We start from the raw sequence: 18,625 nt of genomic DNA, 5'->3' as shown, positions 1-18,625 counted from the left end.
TTCTGAGTGAGCAGTCCAGTGCTGCCAGCCGCCCTGCTAGGCCTAATTCTCATCTCACAATGAACCGCGTCCCACCAATCCACCTTCCGTCGATTGAGGGACTGCGGGCCATCGAGGCTACCGCGCGTCTATGCAGCTTCGAACGTGCGGCGCTAGAGCTCAGCCTAACGCCCAGCGCGGTCAGCAAGAGAGTCATCACCTTGGAGCGTCTACTGGGAATTTCTCTGTTCACGAGGAAGGCCAATTCACTTGAGTTGACCCAAGCTGGAGCAACTTATGTTGAGCAAGCGAGAGAGGTTCTCCGGATGCTCGCGGCGATGCATCGAGGGGCTCATGCCACACAGCTCAAGCGACTTACAGTGACAGCCACCCCTACATTCGCGAGGCAAATCCTTGCCCCACACCTGACTTCATTTGCAGAGTCTCACCCACAGTTCGACCTGGAGTTGATTGTGATCGCGCCTGTTCCCGACTCGCCCGCGACGGGCGCAGACGTAGAAATCCGGCAAGGGCGAAGACCCACTTCAGATCCTGCCGTATTGATGCAGGACGTTGTGACGCCGATGGCCTCACCAAAGTACCTTCAAAGCCTGCAAGCACCTCTTATGCCATCTGAGCTGCACAGAGTAACGCGATTGAACGCGCCCTACGAGTCCTGGAAAATTTGGATGGACGCGGCCGGATTGGTTTGCCGTGAACCGGACACTGGCCCGAAATTCCAGGACTTAGGGCTTGTGTATGAAGCGGCGGTCAATGGTCAGGGGGTGGCCTTGTGCCGGCCCAGCTTGATGGGTGACTGGTTAGACCGAAAAGCACTTCAGCCACTCTTCGACATCTACGCAGAGCCGCCTGGGAGCTACTACGTGCTTCCAAATCCAATGCATGCAGAGGCAGAGCTGTTTATCTCTTGGCTTCAGGGGCTCTGCCGCAGGATCGCTGCGAGGAATTTCGCGCTCACAAAGAGCTTTTTCTCCAACGCGTAAGCAGCCGCTCTCCGAGGCATCTCGCGAGCCTCCGCTGAATCGCCCCGGGGTGGTTCACCGCAGCCGCTCCAAGAGCGATTGAGAGTCACCCCCTTGGAGCGCTAGCCACAGCCCGAAAACGTTTCGGGATGAGCGCGAGGAAGTATCGGCCTCATCGGCGATGCAGCCCCCTACGATCCAAAGTTCGCTAAAGCCTCTCCCACCACAAGCTGGGCTGGGATGCTAGCGAACGCGAACTATCAGTGGACTTAACAAGGAGACAAAATTGAGCATCACACGTCGTCAATTTGCGATGGCTGGGGCTGCCATGACCCCTTGGCTTGCGACCTCACACGCGGCCGACTACCCATCCAAACCTGTTCGAATCATTGTCCCCTATGCAGCAGGAGGGTCAACTGATGTATTTGCACGGCAGTTGGGCCAGGAGCTGAGTGCCCGAATGGGTCAATCGATCATTGTTGAAAATCGAACTGGGGGAGCAACTGCCCCAGCGGTCAGCGCATTGACCCAAGCGCAGCCAGACGGACACACGCTAGCGATTTTTGAGTCAGTCACTGTCGCGGTCAATCAGTTCCTTTACAGGAAACCCCTCTACGATCCTGGACTGCTGCAGCCAACTGCAAAACTGTACGAGTCAGGCCTCGGTTTGGTGGTTGCGCCCGACTTTCCTGCAGCCACGGTCAAAGAGTTCGTCAGCAGAGCTCAAGAAAAGCCCGGACTTGCATTTGGCTCCGCAGGAACAGGTACGACTCTCCATTTGTTAATGGCGGGATTCTTGGAGCGCGCTGGAGTCAGAAACATGATTCACGTGCCATATCGCGGTGGACTACCCGCGGTCCAAGATCTGATGGCAGGTCAGATTGCAGCGGTTATGGTGGATCTACCCACTGTTGTGCAGCTTGTTCAGACAGGAAAAGTGCGCCTGCTGGCCGTAACCGCATCGTCGCGAGTCAAGCAGTTCCCAGACGCTCCAACGTTTATTGAGGCAGGGTACCCAGGGTTTTCCGGTGGGACGTGGTTCGCAGCGTATGTGCCACCCGGCACCCCTCCCTCCGTCACACAGCAGCTAAGCCTTCATCTCAAAGGTGCTCTCGAGTCTCCTCGCATCATCGCTTGGCTGAACGAAGTGGCAATGAGCCCTGCCTATCTACCTCCCGCAGAAGCCAAGGCGGAGTCTCAGGTGCTGGTCAAAAAATACGAGAAGACCATCAAACAGTTGAACATACCGCTGCAGTGAGCGGATCGCGCCGCTATGCGCCAACCTTTTGATGCCCCGGTCTACCTCACGGGGCCGTGTCTCTCGCCACATATTGAAGCGCCAGACCACTGGCGTCCTCTGGCCTTTGGAGATCAGTTATGCCTATCGTGACGTCGGTCGAAGACTTGCGCATCCTCGCGCGCAAGCGAGTCCCGAAAATGTTCTACGACTACGCGGACTCGGGATCTTGGACCGAGGCCACCTATCGAAAAAACGAAAGCGACCTTCAAGCAATTGAGTTGCGTCAGCGTGTTGCCGTTGACGTTGGAAGTCGCAGCACCGAGGCGACGATGTTGGGCAGAAAAGTGGCTATGCCAGTGGCATTGGCGCCAACAGGTCTTGCGGGCATGCAGCACGCGGATGGTGAGATTCTGGCGGCGCGGGCTGCGGAGGAATTCGGGGTCCCCTTCATTCTGAGTATTGCGAGCATTTGTTCCATGGAGGACGTTGCAGCCCACACCAAGGCGCCGTTTTGGCAGCAGATCTATCTCATGCGTGACCGCGGCTTCATAAGAAGCCTGATGGGACGTGCGCACGCACTCGGGTGTCCAGTTCTAGTTCTAACAGTCGATCTTCCCATCATTGGTGACCGCCATAAAGATGCTCGAAACGGCCTCTCTGCTCCACCCAAACTGACCGCGAAGAACATCCTCAACATGGCCATGCATCCACGCTGGTGCATGGGCATGCTGGGCACCAGGCGCCACAGTCTGGGCAACATTGTTGGTCATGTGAATGGTGTTGCCAGCATGGAGACTCTTGCCGAATGGTCTGCGAAGCAGTTCGACCCGACGTTCACGTGGACTGACGTGCAATGGGTGCGGGACAACTGGTCGGGTCAGTTGGTTATTAAAGGCATTCTGGACTCCGAGGACGCCTTGATTGCAGCAAACATGGGCGTAGACGCCATCGTGGTCTCGAACCATGGCGGTCGTCAATTGGACGGGGCTTCATCCACAATTCGCATGCTACCTCTCATTGCAGATGCAGTTAAAAGCAAAACTGAGATTTGGATGGATAGCGGCATTCGAAGCGGCCAAGATGTTGTGAAGGCTTGCGCACTCGGAGCAACGGGCACGTTGATCGGCCGCCCATTCTTGTATGGCCTGGGAGCGCAAGGCCAAGCAGGAGTTCAAAGATGTTTGGAGATCATCCAAAGAGAACTTCAGCTGACGATGGCATTCACCGGCTGCGTTGACATCAGCCAACTTAGTGAAGAAATCGTTATGCCGAAACGATAAAACATGAGCGGTCTTCTCAAGTCGGCACATCCGTCGATCACAAAGCATTTTCGCGTGCTGTCAAAGACAGCCACAGGCGCGCCAAGCATGTCTTCGCCGAGTACAGCTTGTGTTCGAAAACACCACGTTCTTTGCACAACACTGTCTCTAAGGGGGGGAATCAGCTCGGTTGCTCCTGTCTCGACTGGCATGCACGTTGCGGATTCATCGCAGACTCTTTGTCTTCACCATTAACCGTATTTATCTGAGGAGATAAAAATTGACTCAAACCGTAGTGCCCATTTATGAAGCGCTCGCCCTCGATATCAAGGCGATGGGAGTTGAGATCGCTTTCGGGCTAATCAGCGACGATACAGCGCTCTTCGTTGCGACGCTTGACTCTATTGGAATCAAGTTCTATGGCGCTCGCCATGAAAACACCGCCGTTGCTATGGCGGATGGCTATGCAGCGTCCACTGGAAAACTGGGTATTGCAGTTATCGGTCGCGGTCCCGCGACCGCCAACGCACTCCATGCGGCGACATACGCACACCGCAGCGGATCACGCGTTCTCATGATTTTTGGTGATGCTGCACTGCAGCCTCCTGCTCACGGATGCGGGCCCGACCTGAAACGATTCGATGCCGTGGGAGCGCTTCGCGCGGCCGGCATGGAAGCCTATGTAGCCAGAGACGCTCAAAGCGCACGTCAAACGCTTGTTCAAGCCGTCAATGCGACGTACGCAGGTGCGGCTGCGTTACTTCTTCCCACGGACGTACAGCGAGCCTCGGTCGATCTATCAGCAACTGCACCGTCGATGGTGGTCGCACCCACTCAAGTTCATCGAGCACCGCGCAAACCGGCTATCGAAGCAGCTGTGGCGCTACTTGCCAAGAGCAAGCGCCCTCTGATCATCGCCGGATGGGGTGCATACCAGGCTGGCGCGAAAAATGAACTGATTGCGCTGGCTGACCATTTGGGCGCTGCACTGAGCACCACACTCAAGGCTAAGGACCTCTTTCACGGGCACCCAATGGACTGCGGCTTGGTCGGTTCCTACTCTCACGCTGGTGGTCGACGTCTCATCGAACAAGCCGACTGCATCATCGCGTTCGGCGCAGGCCTCAATGGGCGTACAACGTCTATGGGAACCGCCATTCCTAGCGATGTTCCTCTCATCCACGTTGACAGTGCGCGCTCCAGCATTGGTCGATGGTTTGCCACTGATGTGGCCATCTTGGCGGATGCCAAGTTGGCGGCTCAAGCGCTCCTTGAAGCGATTCCCGGACGTGCACCCAACGAGAAAGAATTTCATCTTGAGCCGTATCGCAGCTGGCTCGAAAAGTTTGAGCTCTCCCAGGACTTCACGCCGCAACACACGCCACGAACCGTCGATGCGCGCGCAGTAGCGCTGGCTCTAAATGACATTCTTCCAAGCAATCGAAACGTCGTGTACGACGCAGGCAACTTTCTGCAGGCCCTGCCGTATCTGACAGTCCCGGATCCCCGGGCCTTCCGCCAAGCGACTGACTTCGCCTCCATTGGCCTGGGAATCGGCGCGGCTATGGGATACAGCGTCGGTCGCCCTAACGCGACTTCCGTTCTTGTGATCGGCGACGGCGGTCTACTTATGACCATCGGCGAACTCGAAACTGTCGTCCGAGAAGACATTCCACTGGTAGTCATTTTGATGAATGACTGTGCTTACGGGGCTGAGGTTCACTATCTCAAGATGCAGAACATGCCGCCAGCCACCACCCTTTTCCTCGACATAGACTTCGCACCCATCGCAGAAGCGCTGGGTTTTGAAACTGCCACCATCCGAACCATGCAGGATTTGGAGCAGGCTGCGTCAATTCTGAAGAATCCCCAGGGGCCTGTGCTGTTGGACATCAAGATCAACGGCAACATCCCCGTCGCTTGGCTATTCGATGACAAGTGATGCATAGCAGCCAGAACGCGACGGATGAAGTCCCAACGCAGCGGCTCTAGAGAACTCCTTTGGCTGCCTGGAACTACCCACCGATTGCGCTCGTGAAATTTGACTGCGGACCTCTCACCGCGTCTCAGATTCTTACATTGTTAGATAGGAAATACAGATGAAGATATTGATCGCAGTAAAGCGTGTCGTGGACTACAACGTCAAGGTGCGCGTCAAGAGCGACGGCAGCGACGTGGACATCGCCAACGTCAAGATGAGCATGAACCCGTTTGACGAGATCGCTGTGGAAGAAGCCGTGCGGCTGAGGGAGAAGGGCGTGGTCACCGAGGTGATCGCTGTTTCCTGCGGCGTCACGCAGTGCCAGGAGACCCTGCGCACGGCCATGGCCATCGGCGCGGACCGCGCCATCCTGGTGGAGACCACCGTGGAGCTGCAGCCCCTGGCCGTGGCCAAGCTCCTGAAGGCCCTGGTGGACAAGGAACAACCCGCCCTCATCATCCTGGGCAAACAGGCCATCGACGACGACTGCAACCAGACCGGCCAGATGCTGGCCGCGCTCGCGGGCCTGCCGCAAGCCACCTTCGCTTCCAAAGTGGAAGTGGCCGACGGCAAAGCCACCGTGACGCGCGAGGTGGACGGCGGCCTGGAAACGCTGTCCATCACACTGCCGGCGGTCATCACCACGGACCTGCGCCTGAACGAGCCGCGCTACGTGACGCTGCCCAACATCATGAAGGCCAAGAAGAAGCAGCTCGACATCCTCAAGCCCGAAGACCTGGGTGTGGACGTGAGCCCGCGCATCAAGACCCTGAAGGTCAGCGAGCCGCCCAAGCGCGGCGCGGGCATCAAGGTGGCCGATGTGGCCGCCCTGGTGGACAAGCTGAAGAACGAAGCCAAAGTGATCTGAGGACCAAGAACATGACCGCACTCGCAAACATTCTCGTGGTGGCCGAACACGACAACGCCTTCGTCAAGGGCGCCACGCTCAACACCGTGGCCGCCGCCGCCCAATGTGGCGGTGAGGTGCACGTGCTCATCGCCGGGCACAACGCCGGCGCTGCCGCTGCCGCTGCCGCGCAGATCGCCGGCGTGAGCAAGGTGATCCACGCCGATGCCCCGGGCTTCGAACACGGCCTGGCCGAGAACGTGGCCGCGCAGGTGCTCAGCATCGCCGTCAACTACAGCCACATCCTGTTCCCGGCCACCGCCAGCGGCAAGAACGTGGCGCCCCGCGTGGCCGCTGCGCTGGACGTGGGCCAGCTCTCCGACATCACCAAAGTGATCAGCGCCGACACCTTCGAGCGCCCGATCTACGCCGGCAACGCGATCGCCACCGTGCAGAGCACCGATGCGAAGCACGTGATCACCGTGCGCACCACCGGCTTTGATCCGGCGGCCGCCACCGGTGGCAGTGCCGCAGTGGAAACCGCAGCAGCCGTGGCCGACGAAGGCAAGAGCAAGTTCCTGGGCAGCGAGATCGCCAAGAGCGACCGCCCCGAACTCACAGCGGCCAAGATCATCGTCTCCGGTGGCCGTGCGCTGGGTTCGAGCGAGAAGTTCAACGAGGTGATGACGCCGCTGGCCGACAAGCTGGGTGCCGCGCTGGGCGCCAGCCGCGCCGCAGTGGACGCGGGCTACGCGCCCAACGACTGGCAGGTGGGCCAGACCGGCAAGATCGTGGCGCCGCAACTGTACGTGGCCTGCGGCATCTCGGGCGCCATCCAGCACCTGGCCGGCATGAAGGACTCCAAGGTCATCGTGGCGATCAACAAGGACCCAGAGGCCCCGATCTTCTCGGTGGCCGACTACGGCCTGGAGGCCGACCTCTTCCGAGCCGTTCCCGAGTTGGTCACACACCTCAGCAAATAGCTCCGGCATGCAGTAGCACGCGTCCATCCCACGGGCGCCGACGCTTGGGAAGCCTTTTGAGCTCCGTCGCGCAGCGCGTCACGGAGCTCTTCTGTTTGAAGGAGCTCTGCTCCTGTAGTTTCGAAGTACACGACAAATTTATGCCGTGTTGTCTTGGCGCACACCATTACCGCCAAGTATGTCAAAGACAAGGGTTAACCCTTGAAAAATCTCCTGTTCATTGTCTTTCTCCTATTGGCACACAGGTTGCGGTGATACGTGCAGAGCTCAACTTCGACAGCTCTTCACACACTTACAGGAGATCGCAATGAACCAGGTTCTAAAACTCGCCGCTACAACGCTCGCAGCGCTCGTCGCGGGTCCGGCATTCGCCCAGATTTCCGACGAAACCGTGAAGATCGGTGTGATCGTCGACATGAGCGGCGTCTACTCGGCCAATGGCGGCATGGGGGCAGTTCGCGCCGTTGAAATGGCCGTAAAGGACTTTGGCGGCAAGGTGCAAGGCAAGCCCATTCAAGTGGTTTCCGCCGACTACCAAAACAAGGTCGACGTTGCTTCGTCCAAGGCTCGCCAGTGGTACGACGTTGAGAAGGTAGACCTGATCATCGAGTCCACGGACTCTGCGGCGTCTATCGCTATGCAGAAGGTGGCCTTGGACAAAAAGAAGCCCATCATCTTTGCGGGCTCTGCAACCACGGCGTTGACCAACAAGGAGTGCTCACCCTACGGGATTCACTGGGTGTACGACACCTACGCGTTGGCCACCGGCACTGGTCGCGCAGTGATGCAAGAAGGCGGAAGTTCCTGGTACTTCGTAACTGCCGACTACGCATTCGGCCATTCTCTTGAGCGCGACACGTCCGCAGTGGTGAATGAGATGGGTGGCAAGGTCCTGGGTAGTGCAAAGCACCCATTGAACGCCTCCGACTTTGCCTCCTTCTTGCTCCAGGCGCAGTCCTCCAAAGCAAAGGTTGTGGGCCTGGCCAACGCGGGCAAAGACACGCAGAACGCCGTTCGCCAAGCTGCCGAGTTTGGCATCACCAAAAACCAAACCTTGGCAACCCTGCTGGTGTTCGACACGGACATCAAAGGCCTCGGCCTTCCTGCTGCCCAGGGAATGATGTTCACCACGGGCTTTTACTGGGATGCAAACCCGGAGACAAGGGAGTTCGGCAAGCGCTTCTTCGACATTCACAAAGGCATGCCAACGATGATTCACGCAGGCGCCTATTCCGCCGCCATGCACTACCTGAAGGCTATCGATGCCAAAGGGACCGACAGCGCCGAGACGGTTCTCGCACAAATGCACGCCACTCCGGTGAACGACTTCTTCGCCAAAGGCGGAAAGATTCGTGCTGACGGTCGGATGGTTCATGACATGTACCTGGCTGAAGTGAAGAAGCCCTCGGAGTCCAAGGGTGAGTGGGACATGATCAAGATCAAGCGGACTATTCCTGGCGATGAGGCATTCCAACCTCTGGCCGCAAGCACGTGCAATCTGGTCAAGCGCAATTGATTTTCACCTTGCCCTAAACACAGCAGACTAGGCTTGCCGCGATGAGTTTTGACTACGTTCTTCAAACAACCGGACTCACCAAAGAGTTCCGGGGGTTCACCGCGGTAAGCGATGTGAACTTCAAGGTCAAGCGTGGAGACATCCACGCGCTTATCGGTCCCAACGGGGCCGGGAAGACGACCTTCTTCAACTTGCTAACCAAATTCCTGCTGCCAACCAAGGGGGCGATTCAGTTCAACGACGTGGACATTACCCAAGAACGTCCAGCACAAACTGCGCGCAGAGGCTTGGTGCGTTCTTTCCAGATTTCAGCCACCTTCCCTCACTTGACGGTGCAAGAGAACGTTCGCGTGGCACTTCAACGCAAGTTGGGTACCGCCTTTCATTTTTGGAGGTCCGGAAGCAGTTTGGGCGTTCTGAACGACCGCGCTATGGAGCTATTGACCGAGGTCGGGCTCGAGCACCTTGCCGACTGGACCACTGCGGATCTAGCCTATGGGCAGAAACGCGCTCTGGAGTTGGCCACAACGCTGGCTCTGGAGCCGGAGCTGATGTTGCTTGACGAGCCTACGCAGGGTATGGGGCACGAGGATGTCGCGAGCGTCACCGCACTCATTAAACAAGTGTCCAAGGGGCGAAGCATACTGATGGTTGAGCACAACATGAGTGTCGTTGCTGGTCTGTGTGACGCCATCAGCGTTTTACAACGCGGACGCGTCATAGCAGAGGGGTCCTACGACGAAGTGTCTCGCAATCCCTTGGTCATCGAAGCTTACATGGGTGACGCTTCTGCACAGCTTGGCGGAGGCAGTCATGGTTGAAACCATCGAATGCGTTCGCATCAAGAACCTCCAGGCGTACTACGGCGAATCTCACGTTCTTCATGGCGTGGACTTGCACGTCAACCGAGGTGAAGTCGTCACATTGCTCGGCCGCAACGGATCCGGTCGAACGACAACTCTGAGGTCACTGATGGGGCTCATGGGCCGTTGCACGGGCACGATTCAAATACAAGGCAAGGATGTCCTCGGCATCCCACCACACAAGATTGCGCGGATGGGTGTTGGCTACTGTCCCGAGGAGCGAGGAATCTTTGCAAGCCTGTCCTGCGAAGAGAACCTGCTCTTACCGCCTCAGATTGCGGAAGGTGGGATGAGCGTGGCAGAGATCTATCGACTTTTCCCCAACCTCCAAGAACGGGCAAACAGCCCAGGGACAAAGCTCTCAGGCGGCGAGCAGCAGATGCTTGCCATTGCACGCATTTTGCGTACTGGAGCACGGGTCCTGCTGTTAGACGAAATCTCGGAGGGTCTTGCGCCTGTGATTGTGCAGACACTCGACCGGGCAATTCGCGCTCTTAAAAAACAGGGCTACACGATCATCTTGGTCGAACAAAACTTCCGTTTTGCAGCACCGCTGGCTGACCGCTTCTACATCATGGAGCACGGTCGAGTGGTGGAAGGATTCGAAGCAAGGGAACTCGAGTCAAAGATGAACATGTTGCACGAATTCCTTGGGGTTTGAAGTCATGGATATTTTTGGAATACCGGCACAAGCTTGGCTTGGTCAAATTTTGCTGGGACTGATGAACGGTTCCTTCTACGCAGTGTTGTCACTGGGCCTGGCCATCATCTTCGGCCTGCTCAACATCATCAACTTCTCCCATGGCGCTCTGTACATGTTCGGTGCCTTCTGCGCATGGATGGGCTTGAACTGGTTTGGAATCGGCTATTGGTGGAGCCTGTTGCTTTCTCCGATCGTCGTCGGAGCCTTCGGAATGCTCATCGAACGCACCCTGCTGAGAAGGCTGTACGAGCTGGACCACATCTACGGCCTGCTTCTTACGTTTGGGCTTGCGCTGATCATCGAAGGCCTGTTCCGTCACTTCTTTGGTGTGGCGGGTCAGCCCTACCCTGTCCCGGAAGCGTTGATGGGCGCGACAGATCTCGGCTTTATCATGCTTCCAACCTACAGGGCCTGGGTGGTGGTCGCGTCACTGGCTATCTGCTTTGCAACATGGTTCCTAGTCGAAAAGACCCGACTCGGCGCATACCTTCGCGCAGGCACGGAGAACGCAAAACTGGTGCAAGCCTTTGGGGTCAACGTTCCTTTGATGATTTCGCTGACCTATGGCGCAGGAGTTGGCTTAGCAGCCTTCGCCGGTGTCCTGGCAGCACCAGTCATTCAAATTAGTCCTCTCATGGGCTCGAACATCATCATCGTAGTCTTCGCAGTCGTCGTCATCGGCGGCATGGGCTCCATTCTCGGATCGATCGCTACAGGCCTTGGTCTGGGAGTCATCGAGGGCCTCACCAGGGTTATCTACCCAGAGGCATCTGCCACCATCCTTTTCATCATCATGGCCTTGGTACTGCTCCTTCGGCCGGCCGGCCTGTTCGGCAGGGAAGCTTGACCTATGAATCGTTTAACCAAATTTTCTTGGGTTGTCGGCGCACTGCTGCTATTGGCGGCGCCGTATCTCGGCCTATATCCAGTTCTTCTAATGAAGATCCTGTGCTTCGCCTTGTTCGCATGCGCATTCAACCTGTTGCTCGGATTCACAGGCCTGCTTTCATTCGGACACGCCATGTTCTTCGGGTCGGCCGGCTACACCGCTGGATATGCCATGAAAGCCTGGGGTGTAACGCCTGAAATCGGCCTGCTCCTCGGAACGCTCGCGGCGGCTTTAGCTGGCCTTCTTGTTGGGTCACTCGCCATTCGCCGACAGGGCATCTACTTCGCGATGATCACGCTGGCCCTATCGCAAATGGTGTACTTCGTTCTGCTTCAAGCGCCGTTCACGGGCGGCGAGGATGGCCTACAAGGTGTTCCTCGCGGGAGCTTCTTGGGCATCTTTGATCTGTCGAGCGACATAGCCATGTATTACTTCGTCGCACTGGTCTTTGTGCTAGGGTTTGTTGCCATCTGGAGAATCGTCAATTCCCCATTTGGTCACATCCTGAAGGCCATTCGGGAGAATGAGCCACGTGCCGTGTCTCTTGGATACGATGCCAATCGATTCAAGCTGCTTGCCTTCGTTCTCTCTTCCGCACTCGCGGGACTGGCTGGGTCGTTAAAGGTGTTGGTCCTGGGCGTTGAAACGCTGACCGATGTTCACTGGCATACCTCTGGCGAGGTTGTGCTGATGACGCTGATGGGCGGCGTCGGCACGCTTCTGGGCCCAGTGATTGGCGCCACGGCTGTTGTGGGGATTCAGTCTGAACTCGCAGACAAGGTAGGGTCTTGGGTAACGGTCATCATGGGCGTGATATTCGTCATTTGTGTCCTGTCCTTCCGCAAGGGAATAGTCGGAGGGCTGCTCGCCGTACTAACTCCTGGTCAGAAGCGCAAACCTGCAAACCCGAAGGTGGCATCTACTCCAAACACATGAGGCAGACGCGTGGCAGCATGAAGCTAGCCCTGAATCTCGAGCTCACCCAGTCTCTTATAGAGATAGGAACGGGAGATGCCGAGTTCGACAGCGGCTTGCTTTTTGTTGCCACGACACTTAACCATCGCAGCACGAATCAGCTGTTCTTCAACCTCCCCCACAGCGCGGCGCACGCCTAGTGTCTCGGTGCGCCCTCCGTCCAAGGGCAAGGGCTCCGGGCGCAATGCTTCGACAACCGAGTCCGTTGTCAGGCTAGGTGAGGGTGGTGCCTGAACTTCGTCGAGAGTGTCATCCAGAAGACCAAAATCAGGAGGTTCGATTACGTCGGACTCGCTAAAGATTGCGGCTCTTTCAACGGTGTGAATGAGCTGCCGCACGTTTCCTGGCCAGTCCAGGCCGTGCAAGAACAAAAGGGCATCTGCAGACATCTTCTTTGGCTGGAGCCCATGTCGCGACGCAAAGTTCCGTAGCGCGAGGTCCGCGAGCAACGGGATGTCTTCACGCCTCTCACGGAGAGCGGGCATTCGAATGGTGACCGCGCTGATTCGATAGAAGAGATCGAGCCGGAACGTTCCCTCTTCAATCATCTGGTCAAAATTTCGATTGCTGGCGCTTATCAAGCGAAAGCTGGAAAGCTTTGACTCATGACCGCCCACTCGTTCGAAGCGACCATCCTGTAGCACCCGCAGCAACTTGACCTGCACTTCTGCGGGCATATCTCCAACTTCGTCGAAGAAAAGACTGCCCTTGTCAGCCTGTTCAATCTTCCCTCTCCGCCCCTTGCGCTCCGCACCGGTGAAAGAGCCCGCCTCATACCCGAACAACTCACTCTCAACAAGGGTCGCAGGCAGCGCAGCCGCGTTGACCATCACCATGTTCGCGTCGCGACGATTGCTCAACAGGTGAATAGCGTGGGCAGCGAGTTCCTTACCTGTCCCGCTCTCACCCGTCAGAAGAACAGGGATATCCATCGAGGCGACCTTCACGATCTGTCGCTTCAGACGCTCAATTGCCCCACTGTTACCCACGATGTGCTCGAGGCCGTAACTACGGTTGCGCAAACCATTGAGCTCTCTGCGATAAAACCCAACCTCGGCCTGCAGGCGCTTCAGTTCAGCCGACATCACCTGGAGCTGCTCGGGCCCCTTGAACATCACTTGGCCGATGGCACCCACTACTTTGCCGTCGCGCCCCAGCACAGGATGCCGAGACACAACACGGCTCCCCCCCCGCATGGGCTGTAGTGAGCCAATTTCGGCCTTGCCCGTCGCGGCGACGGTGTGAAGTCGAGTGTTCTCAATAACTTGAGTCACATGCCGCCCAGTCCCACCTCCGGGAGCAATACCAAAGAACTTTTCATGGATTGGGCTGATGTACCTCACCACACCCGCGTGATCGACCACGGTCAACGCTTCGAACGGGTTGGTCAAAAGATGCTGGAGGATGTCACCGGAAAAATCGACGGAGGCCACCAGCTCCATCAACGCATTCCTGCGGTCATGCTGCAGCGCAACCAGAACAGTTCCTTCGTCGCTCGTCAGCGCGATTACGACGCGTGGTCCGTTAGGTTCGTCATCAACAACAAACACAGACTGACCGTCTTCGTTGGCCTCAAGCCAACGTTGATGCATACGAACCGCAAATTCACTGCGCGACGCTATCCCTAGTGCAGATTTAAGCTGCCCATCCGCGCCCAAAACGAGAATGCCTTTAAGGGCTGCGTCTTGGCCGATGGAGTCTGCATTTTCGGGCTGTGTCTCCTGCTGTTCTTCTCGTGTCTTCATGAAGGACATGTTAGCAGTTGGGAGCGCGCTTCGCTGCCCGCAGCGACAGCACTGCAGGGGTTTTTGTGCCTGCGAGCGGCGAATTTGAGTGCATTTCGTACTCAAAACGGCTGGCACAGGCGTTGCATGTACGGAGGCAATGAACAGCAGCAATCACACCCTTCCTCTGCACCGACTTCCCCTGAAGTCGTCGCCTGCGCTGGATCTTTTGTCGGGCGTCAAGGTGCTAGATCTGACGACCTCCATTGCCGGTCCATATGCCGGTCAACTGCTTGCGGATCTTGGCGCTACCGTCGTCAAGGTCGAGCGCCCGGGTTCAGGTGATGACTGTCGAGCTTGGGGGCCGCCATTCCTCGATGGGGCGTCACTTTGGTTCCTCAGCGTAAATCGTGGCAAGCGAAGTGTGACGCTTGACTACTCTCAGCCAGAGGGCTACGAAGCGCTGATGGCGTTGGTTGTTACCGCAGACGTCATCCTGCTCAACCTCGTTCCGAGAGTCCAAAAGAAGTTGCGTGTGGACTCCTCCAGTTTGCACGCGGTAAATCCTGGGCTAATCCATCTTTCTTTGACAGGATTCGGCCTGACCGGCCCTCGCGCAGACCTTCCCTGCTATGACCTCATTGCCGAAGGCTACTCGGGTGTGATGGATCTAACCGGTGAAGCGCAAGGGGCGCCACAGAAAGTTGGAACGCCCGCGGCAGACCTTTTGTCTGGTGGCGATGCTGCTTTGGCGGTTTTGGCCGCGCTCTATCGCCGTTCCAACACCCAGCAGGGCTGCGCCATTGACATTTCAATGGTTGAGACGATGGCCCGTTTCATGTCGCCACGCTTGCTTCCGTACCTTGGCTCCGGACAATTGCCTCGCCGCTCGGGCGGAACTGACAGCGTGATTGCGATCTACCAAGTTTTCGAGACTGCGGATGGCCCAATCACCCTTGGCCTGGGAAATGATGGCATATGGCAACGCTTCTGGCTGGCTCTAGGCGAACCAGCAATCGCCGAGGACCCAGCCTTTAAGGACAACCCCTCACGGCGCGCACTTCGCGATGAAATTGTGCAGCGCATCAACAGCATCCTCAGTACGAAGCCCAGATCCCACTGGCTCGAACTGCTGGCCGCAGCTCGCGTGCCATCTGGCCCGATCTACCGCCTTGACGAACTAGCTGAAGACACCATGCTTCTTGACTCCGGATTCATCTACTCAAGCAAAGGAGCAGATGGTCCGATCCCTCAAGTGGGGCTGGGCATCCGCTTCGATGGCCGGGCGGAAGGCACAACGCTTCCCCCACCCAAGCTTGGCGCGGATACGGAGCTGGTATTGAGAGAATGGGCTGGCTTGGATACCGACAAGCTTGAGCAACTGCGTTCACAGAAGATTATTTAAACGGAGATCACTTCCATGGCATTTCAAGAAATCACCTACACCGAAGACGGCCCGATCGGCACGCTCACGCTGAACCGCCCCCAAGACGGCAACATGTTTACCCCCCTGATGTGCCATGAGATTCGTGACTGCATCAATGAGGTCCGTCGGGAAACCCGCACTCGCGTCCTTGTGATCACGGGTGCTGGCGACCGCTTTTTCTGCATCGGCGGTCGCAAAGAAGGCATGGAAGACACGCTCCTCTATGCGGGAGTACTCCCTACCCTTGAGATGTACGAAAGCATTGACCGAATTCAAAAGCCTGTGATCGCAGCAGTCAACGGCTTCGCCGTCGGCGGCGGGAATGTCCTGCAGATGGTGTGTGATATCACCATCGCGAAAGAGAGTGCAGTGTTCCGTCAGGTCGGCCCAATGATGGGTAGCTTCGACGCAGGCTACGGCACTTGGTACCTTGAGGACCTGGTTGGCAAAAAGCGAGCAAAGGAAATGTGGTACCGCAATCCCAAGCTCAGCGCTCGTGAAGCACAGGAGTGGGGCCTCATTAATCAAGTGGTGCCCGATGCTGAGTTCGCAGACGCAACTCGCAAAATGGCTCTTGAGATCGCGGACCGCGGGTCCTTCGCGCTGGCCTCCGTCAAAGCCGCATTCAATGCGCGCCACGGCGGCGTCAGCGGGCTGTCTCGCATGGCTCACGACCTGCTGCTGCGCGGATATCTCGAGACGAAAGAACACACTGAGCTTGCTGTTGCGTTCGCAGAACGACGGAGCCCTGACCCCAAGCACTTTGGTCGCTGAGATCGTGCGCGTAGAGGCTCTATATGGCTCGAATTCTGACACTGCACCACCCCAACCAAGCCCGCGAGTACTACCGCGCTAATGTTTGGCAACGCGACACGATGTATCAGCTGGCAAGACGGCATGCGATTGAGCGCGGGCATAGCTTTGCTTTGCGTGATGCCCATCGCCGGCTGACTTGGTCGCAAGTCGTTTCTTGGGTAGATGTGTTTGCGCACGACCTGGAGGCCGCAGGCCTTCGCAGTGGCGACAGGGTGTCCGTCTGGCTCCCAAACCGCCTTGAAGCGACTGTGGCTTTCCTCGCCTGTTCCAGAAATGGCTACATCTGCAATCCGTCGCTGCATCAAAACTACACCGTAGCGGAAATCGCCGGCCTTCTAGGCTCAATTGGAGCGCGTGCACTCATCACTCAACCAGGCTGGGGAGCTGATTCGTCGACGGCGAGCATCTTCTCCTCGGCGGCAGACATTCCCTCTCTCAAGCGCGTGTATGCGCTGCCATCGTTGAATGCGGCCGTCACTTCACTTCCTGCAGGCGCCGCTGAGTTCCCCGGGCTCCCCACCGGGCGAGCGGGGCTACCGGATTTCTCGACTCCAAGTTCAGATCCGGACCAGATCGTCTACCTGGCATTCACCAGTGGAACGACTGGGCTACCCAAAGCTGTCATGCATAGCGACAACACGCTCTTGGCCAACGGGCGTTCGATGGTCGCGGATTGGGGGCATGGTTCTGACACCGTGTTGCTGTCTCTTAGCCCAATGAGCCATCACATTGGCACAGTGGCTCTGGAGCAAGCATTGGTAGCTGGTTGTGAGCTGGTGGTGCATGACCCTGCAGCGGGAACGGCGGCTATCGATTGGATCCATGACACCGGTGCAACCTACGTGATGGGCGTTCCGACCCACGCAATGGATCTGCTGCATATTGCAGAGGGACGGGGCTTGACGCAACTCGGATCCGTCCGGGTCTTCTATCTTGCTGGCTCACCAATTCCAACGGAAACTGCGCGCAAACTGATGGCGATGGGGGCAAAGCCACAAAACGTTTACGGCATGACCGAGAACGGTTCACATCAGTACACAAAGCCAACGGACTCTCCGGACGTCATCACGAGTACGTGTGGCAAGGCCTGCACGGGGTATGAGATCAAGCTGTGGAATCAAGAAAACCCAGACGTCGAGGCTACGTCAGGCGAGATCGGTGAGATTGGTGGTCGTGGTGGCCTTCTGATGCTCGGGTACTTTGGCAATCAACAAGCCACGGAGTCCTCCTTCAACTCCTCGGGATGGTTCATGAGTGGTGACTTGGGCAAGTTCGATGAGAACGGAAACGTTCAGATCGTCGGTCGCAAAAAGGACCTCATCATCCGCGGGGGCCACAACATCCATCCTGCACGCATTGAGGACTTGGCCCACAGGCATCCAAGGGTAAAGAAGGCGGCAGCATTTGCTGTCGCTGACGAGCGCTTGGGAGAGAAGGTGTGCCTTGCGATCATCGCGGACGGGCAAGCGCCTAGCGGTGACGAGTTGCTGAATCACCTGGCGGAGGTTGGCCTGTCCAAGTTCGATATGCCGGAATACTACATGGCCCTGGATTCCATGCCGCTCACTGCCAGTGGAAAGATTCTCAAACGCGAGCTTGTCGCATGGGCCCGCACCGGCAAGCTCCAACCTCAACCCATCCGCTACCAAGGGAAGCCTCAATGATTGAGCTTAGCTACCAAGAAGAATTCGCAGTACTTACTCTGCGTCGTCCAGAGGCACTCAATGCACTGAGCTTCAGTCTCATTGATGACATTGGCAGCGCGATTGCCGAAGCAGGACGCTCGGAGGCACGTGCGCTCATCGTCACAGGGGCGGGCGAGAAAGCGTTTTGTGCTGGCGCCGACATTAAAGAGTTGCAGAGCCGAAATCTTGGTGCGCAGCGTGCTGGAGCAGAGAGGGGTCAAGAAGTCTTTGCCCTTTTGGACCGCCTTTCCATCCCGTCGGTTGCTCTGGTCAATGGATATGCATTTGGGGGCGGCTGCGAGCTTGCCTTGGCGTGCACGCTTCGTATAGCGCTGCCAAACGCCAAATTCGGACTTCCTGAGGTCAAACTTGGCCTGATTCCCGGCTATGGGGGTACTCAACGCCTACCGCGCTTGGTCGGCATGGGTCGCTCCTTGGAACTCACGATGACCGGTCGGACGGTTGCAGCCGAAGAGGCGCTGAGCATTGGCTTGGTCAATCGAATTGTCCAGCCGCCGGGCCTGGACGCAGCTTTCTCCTATGCCCGAGAGTTCACTGGCAACGGTTTGCGCGCTGTTCAGCTAGCCCGTGAAGCAGTACTGCGTGCAGCAGACCTGCCTTTGCACGATGGGCTTCGAATGGAGGCTGACTTGTCGACGCTTGCCTACCAAACTTCTGACGCCAAAGAGGGCATGCAGGCCTTTGTAGATAAGCGAAAACCCCTGTTTCGGGACGAATAATCTAAGCACGAGGGCT

The 18,625-nt window shown here is 57.4% G+C and carries 16 protein-coding genes; 15 read left to right on the top strand and 1 reads right to left on the bottom strand.

Going from position 1 to position 18,625, the window contains the following annotated elements:
- Nucleotides 1-59 precede the first annotated feature (59 nt).
- From BM004_RS27705 to BM004_RS27655, 11 genes are all read left to right on the top strand, one after another.
- Complete coding sequence (locus BM004_RS27705; protein ID WP_093218315.1) at nt 60-983, top strand: LysR substrate-binding domain-containing protein; 924 nt, start codon at nt 60-62, stop codon at nt 981-983.
- Between the two features lie 265 nt (nt 984-1,248).
- Nucleotides 1,249-2,220, top strand: coding sequence for a Bug family tripartite tricarboxylate transporter substrate binding protein (locus BM004_RS27700; RefSeq protein WP_143072536.1), 972 nt, complete (start codon nt 1,249-1,251; stop codon nt 2,218-2,220).
- Nucleotides 2,221-2,339: 119 nt separating this feature from the next.
- On the top strand, nt 2,340-3,482 hold the full coding sequence (locus tag BM004_RS27695; RefSeq protein ID WP_093218312.1) for an alpha-hydroxy acid oxidase: 1,143 nt from the start codon (nt 2,340-2,342) through the stop codon (nt 3,480-3,482).
- 259 nt (nt 3,483-3,741) lie between these two features.
- The gene (locus BM004_RS27690; RefSeq protein WP_093218311.1) at nt 3,742-5,403 is read left to right on the top strand and encodes a thiamine pyrophosphate-binding protein; all 1,662 of its coding nucleotides are present in this window, start codon (nt 3,742-3,744) and stop codon (nt 5,401-5,403) included.
- 157 nt (nt 5,404-5,560) lie between these two features.
- Nucleotides 5,561-6,310, top strand: coding sequence for an electron transfer flavoprotein subunit beta/FixA family protein (locus tag BM004_RS27685; RefSeq protein WP_093218309.1), 750 nt, complete (start codon nt 5,561-5,563; stop codon nt 6,308-6,310).
- An 11-nt stretch (nt 6,311-6,321) separates the two neighbouring features.
- Nucleotides 6,322-7,272 (top strand): electron transfer flavoprotein subunit alpha/FixB family protein, encoded by a 951-nt coding sequence (locus BM004_RS27680; protein WP_093218307.1) that lies wholly within the window; start codon nt 6,322-6,324, stop codon nt 7,270-7,272.
- 307 nt (nt 7,273-7,579) lie between these two features.
- Nucleotides 7,580-8,788 carry an ABC transporter substrate-binding protein gene (locus BM004_RS27675; RefSeq protein ID WP_093218305.1) on the top strand — a complete coding sequence of 403 codons (1,209 nt, stop codon included), beginning with the start codon at nt 7,580-7,582 and terminating at the stop codon, nt 8,786-8,788.
- A gap of 41 nt (nt 8,789-8,829) precedes the next feature.
- The gene (locus BM004_RS27670; RefSeq protein ID WP_093218304.1) at nt 8,830-9,609 is read left to right on the top strand and encodes an ABC transporter ATP-binding protein; all 780 of its coding nucleotides are present in this window, start codon (nt 8,830-8,832) and stop codon (nt 9,607-9,609) included.
- Nucleotides 9,602-10,312 carry an ABC transporter ATP-binding protein gene (locus BM004_RS27665; protein WP_093218302.1) on the top strand — a complete coding sequence of 237 codons (711 nt, stop codon included), beginning with the start codon at nt 9,602-9,604 and terminating at the stop codon, nt 10,310-10,312. The genes BM004_RS27670 and BM004_RS27665 overlap by 8 nt, the downstream gene beginning before the upstream one ends.
- Nucleotides 10,313-10,316: 4 nt before the next feature.
- Nucleotides 10,317-11,201, top strand: a complete 885-nt coding sequence (locus tag BM004_RS27660; RefSeq protein ID WP_093218300.1) for a branched-chain amino acid ABC transporter permease — start codon at nt 10,317-10,319, stop codon at nt 11,199-11,201.
- A gap of 3 nt (nt 11,202-11,204) precedes the next feature.
- On the top strand, nt 11,205-12,179 hold the full coding sequence (locus BM004_RS27655) for a branched-chain amino acid ABC transporter permease (protein WP_093218299.1): 975 nt from the start codon (nt 11,205-11,207) through the stop codon (nt 12,177-12,179).
- A 23-nt stretch (nt 12,180-12,202) separates the two neighbouring features.
- Here the strand turns inward: BM004_RS27655 and BM004_RS27650 are convergent, their stop codons facing one another.
- Nucleotides 12,203-13,963, bottom strand: a complete 1,761-nt coding sequence (locus tag BM004_RS27650; RefSeq protein ID WP_256220079.1) for a sigma-54 interaction domain-containing protein — start codon at nt 13,961-13,963, stop codon at nt 12,203-12,205.
- A 139-nt stretch (nt 13,964-14,102) separates the two neighbouring features.
- Here BM004_RS27650 and BM004_RS27645 point away from each other — a divergent pair, with 139 nt between their 5' ends.
- The 4 genes from BM004_RS27645 to BM004_RS27630 are packed head-to-tail and all read left to right on the top strand — an operon-like array spanning nt 14,103 to nt 18,609.
- A complete protein-coding gene (locus BM004_RS27645) occupies nt 14,103-15,347 on the top strand; it encodes a CaiB/BaiF CoA transferase family protein (protein ID WP_093218296.1) in 1,245 nt (414 codons plus the stop codon).
- A 15-nt stretch (nt 15,348-15,362) separates the two neighbouring features.
- A complete protein-coding gene (locus BM004_RS27640; protein ID WP_093218294.1) occupies nt 15,363-16,142 on the top strand; it encodes an enoyl-CoA hydratase-related protein in 780 nt (259 codons plus the stop codon).
- A 23-nt stretch (nt 16,143-16,165) separates the two neighbouring features.
- On the top strand, nt 16,166-17,848 hold the full coding sequence (locus BM004_RS27635; RefSeq protein ID WP_093218292.1) for a class I adenylate-forming enzyme family protein: 1,683 nt from the start codon (nt 16,166-16,168) through the stop codon (nt 17,846-17,848).
- Nucleotides 17,845-18,609, top strand: coding sequence for an enoyl-CoA hydratase/isomerase family protein (locus tag BM004_RS27630; protein ID WP_093218290.1), 765 nt, complete (start codon nt 17,845-17,847; stop codon nt 18,607-18,609). Before BM004_RS27635 ends, BM004_RS27630 begins: the two co-directional genes overlap by 4 nt.
- Nucleotides 18,610-18,625 lie beyond the last annotated feature (16 nt).

Origin of the sequence: Variovorax sp. OK212 (assembly GCF_900112425.1) — a bacterium.
Taxonomy (GTDB): Bacteria; Pseudomonadota; Gammaproteobacteria; order Burkholderiales; family Burkholderiaceae_C; genus Variovorax.
Note: the sequence above shows the minus strand (reverse complement) of the source record. Positions and strands in the feature narration are given on the sequence as shown.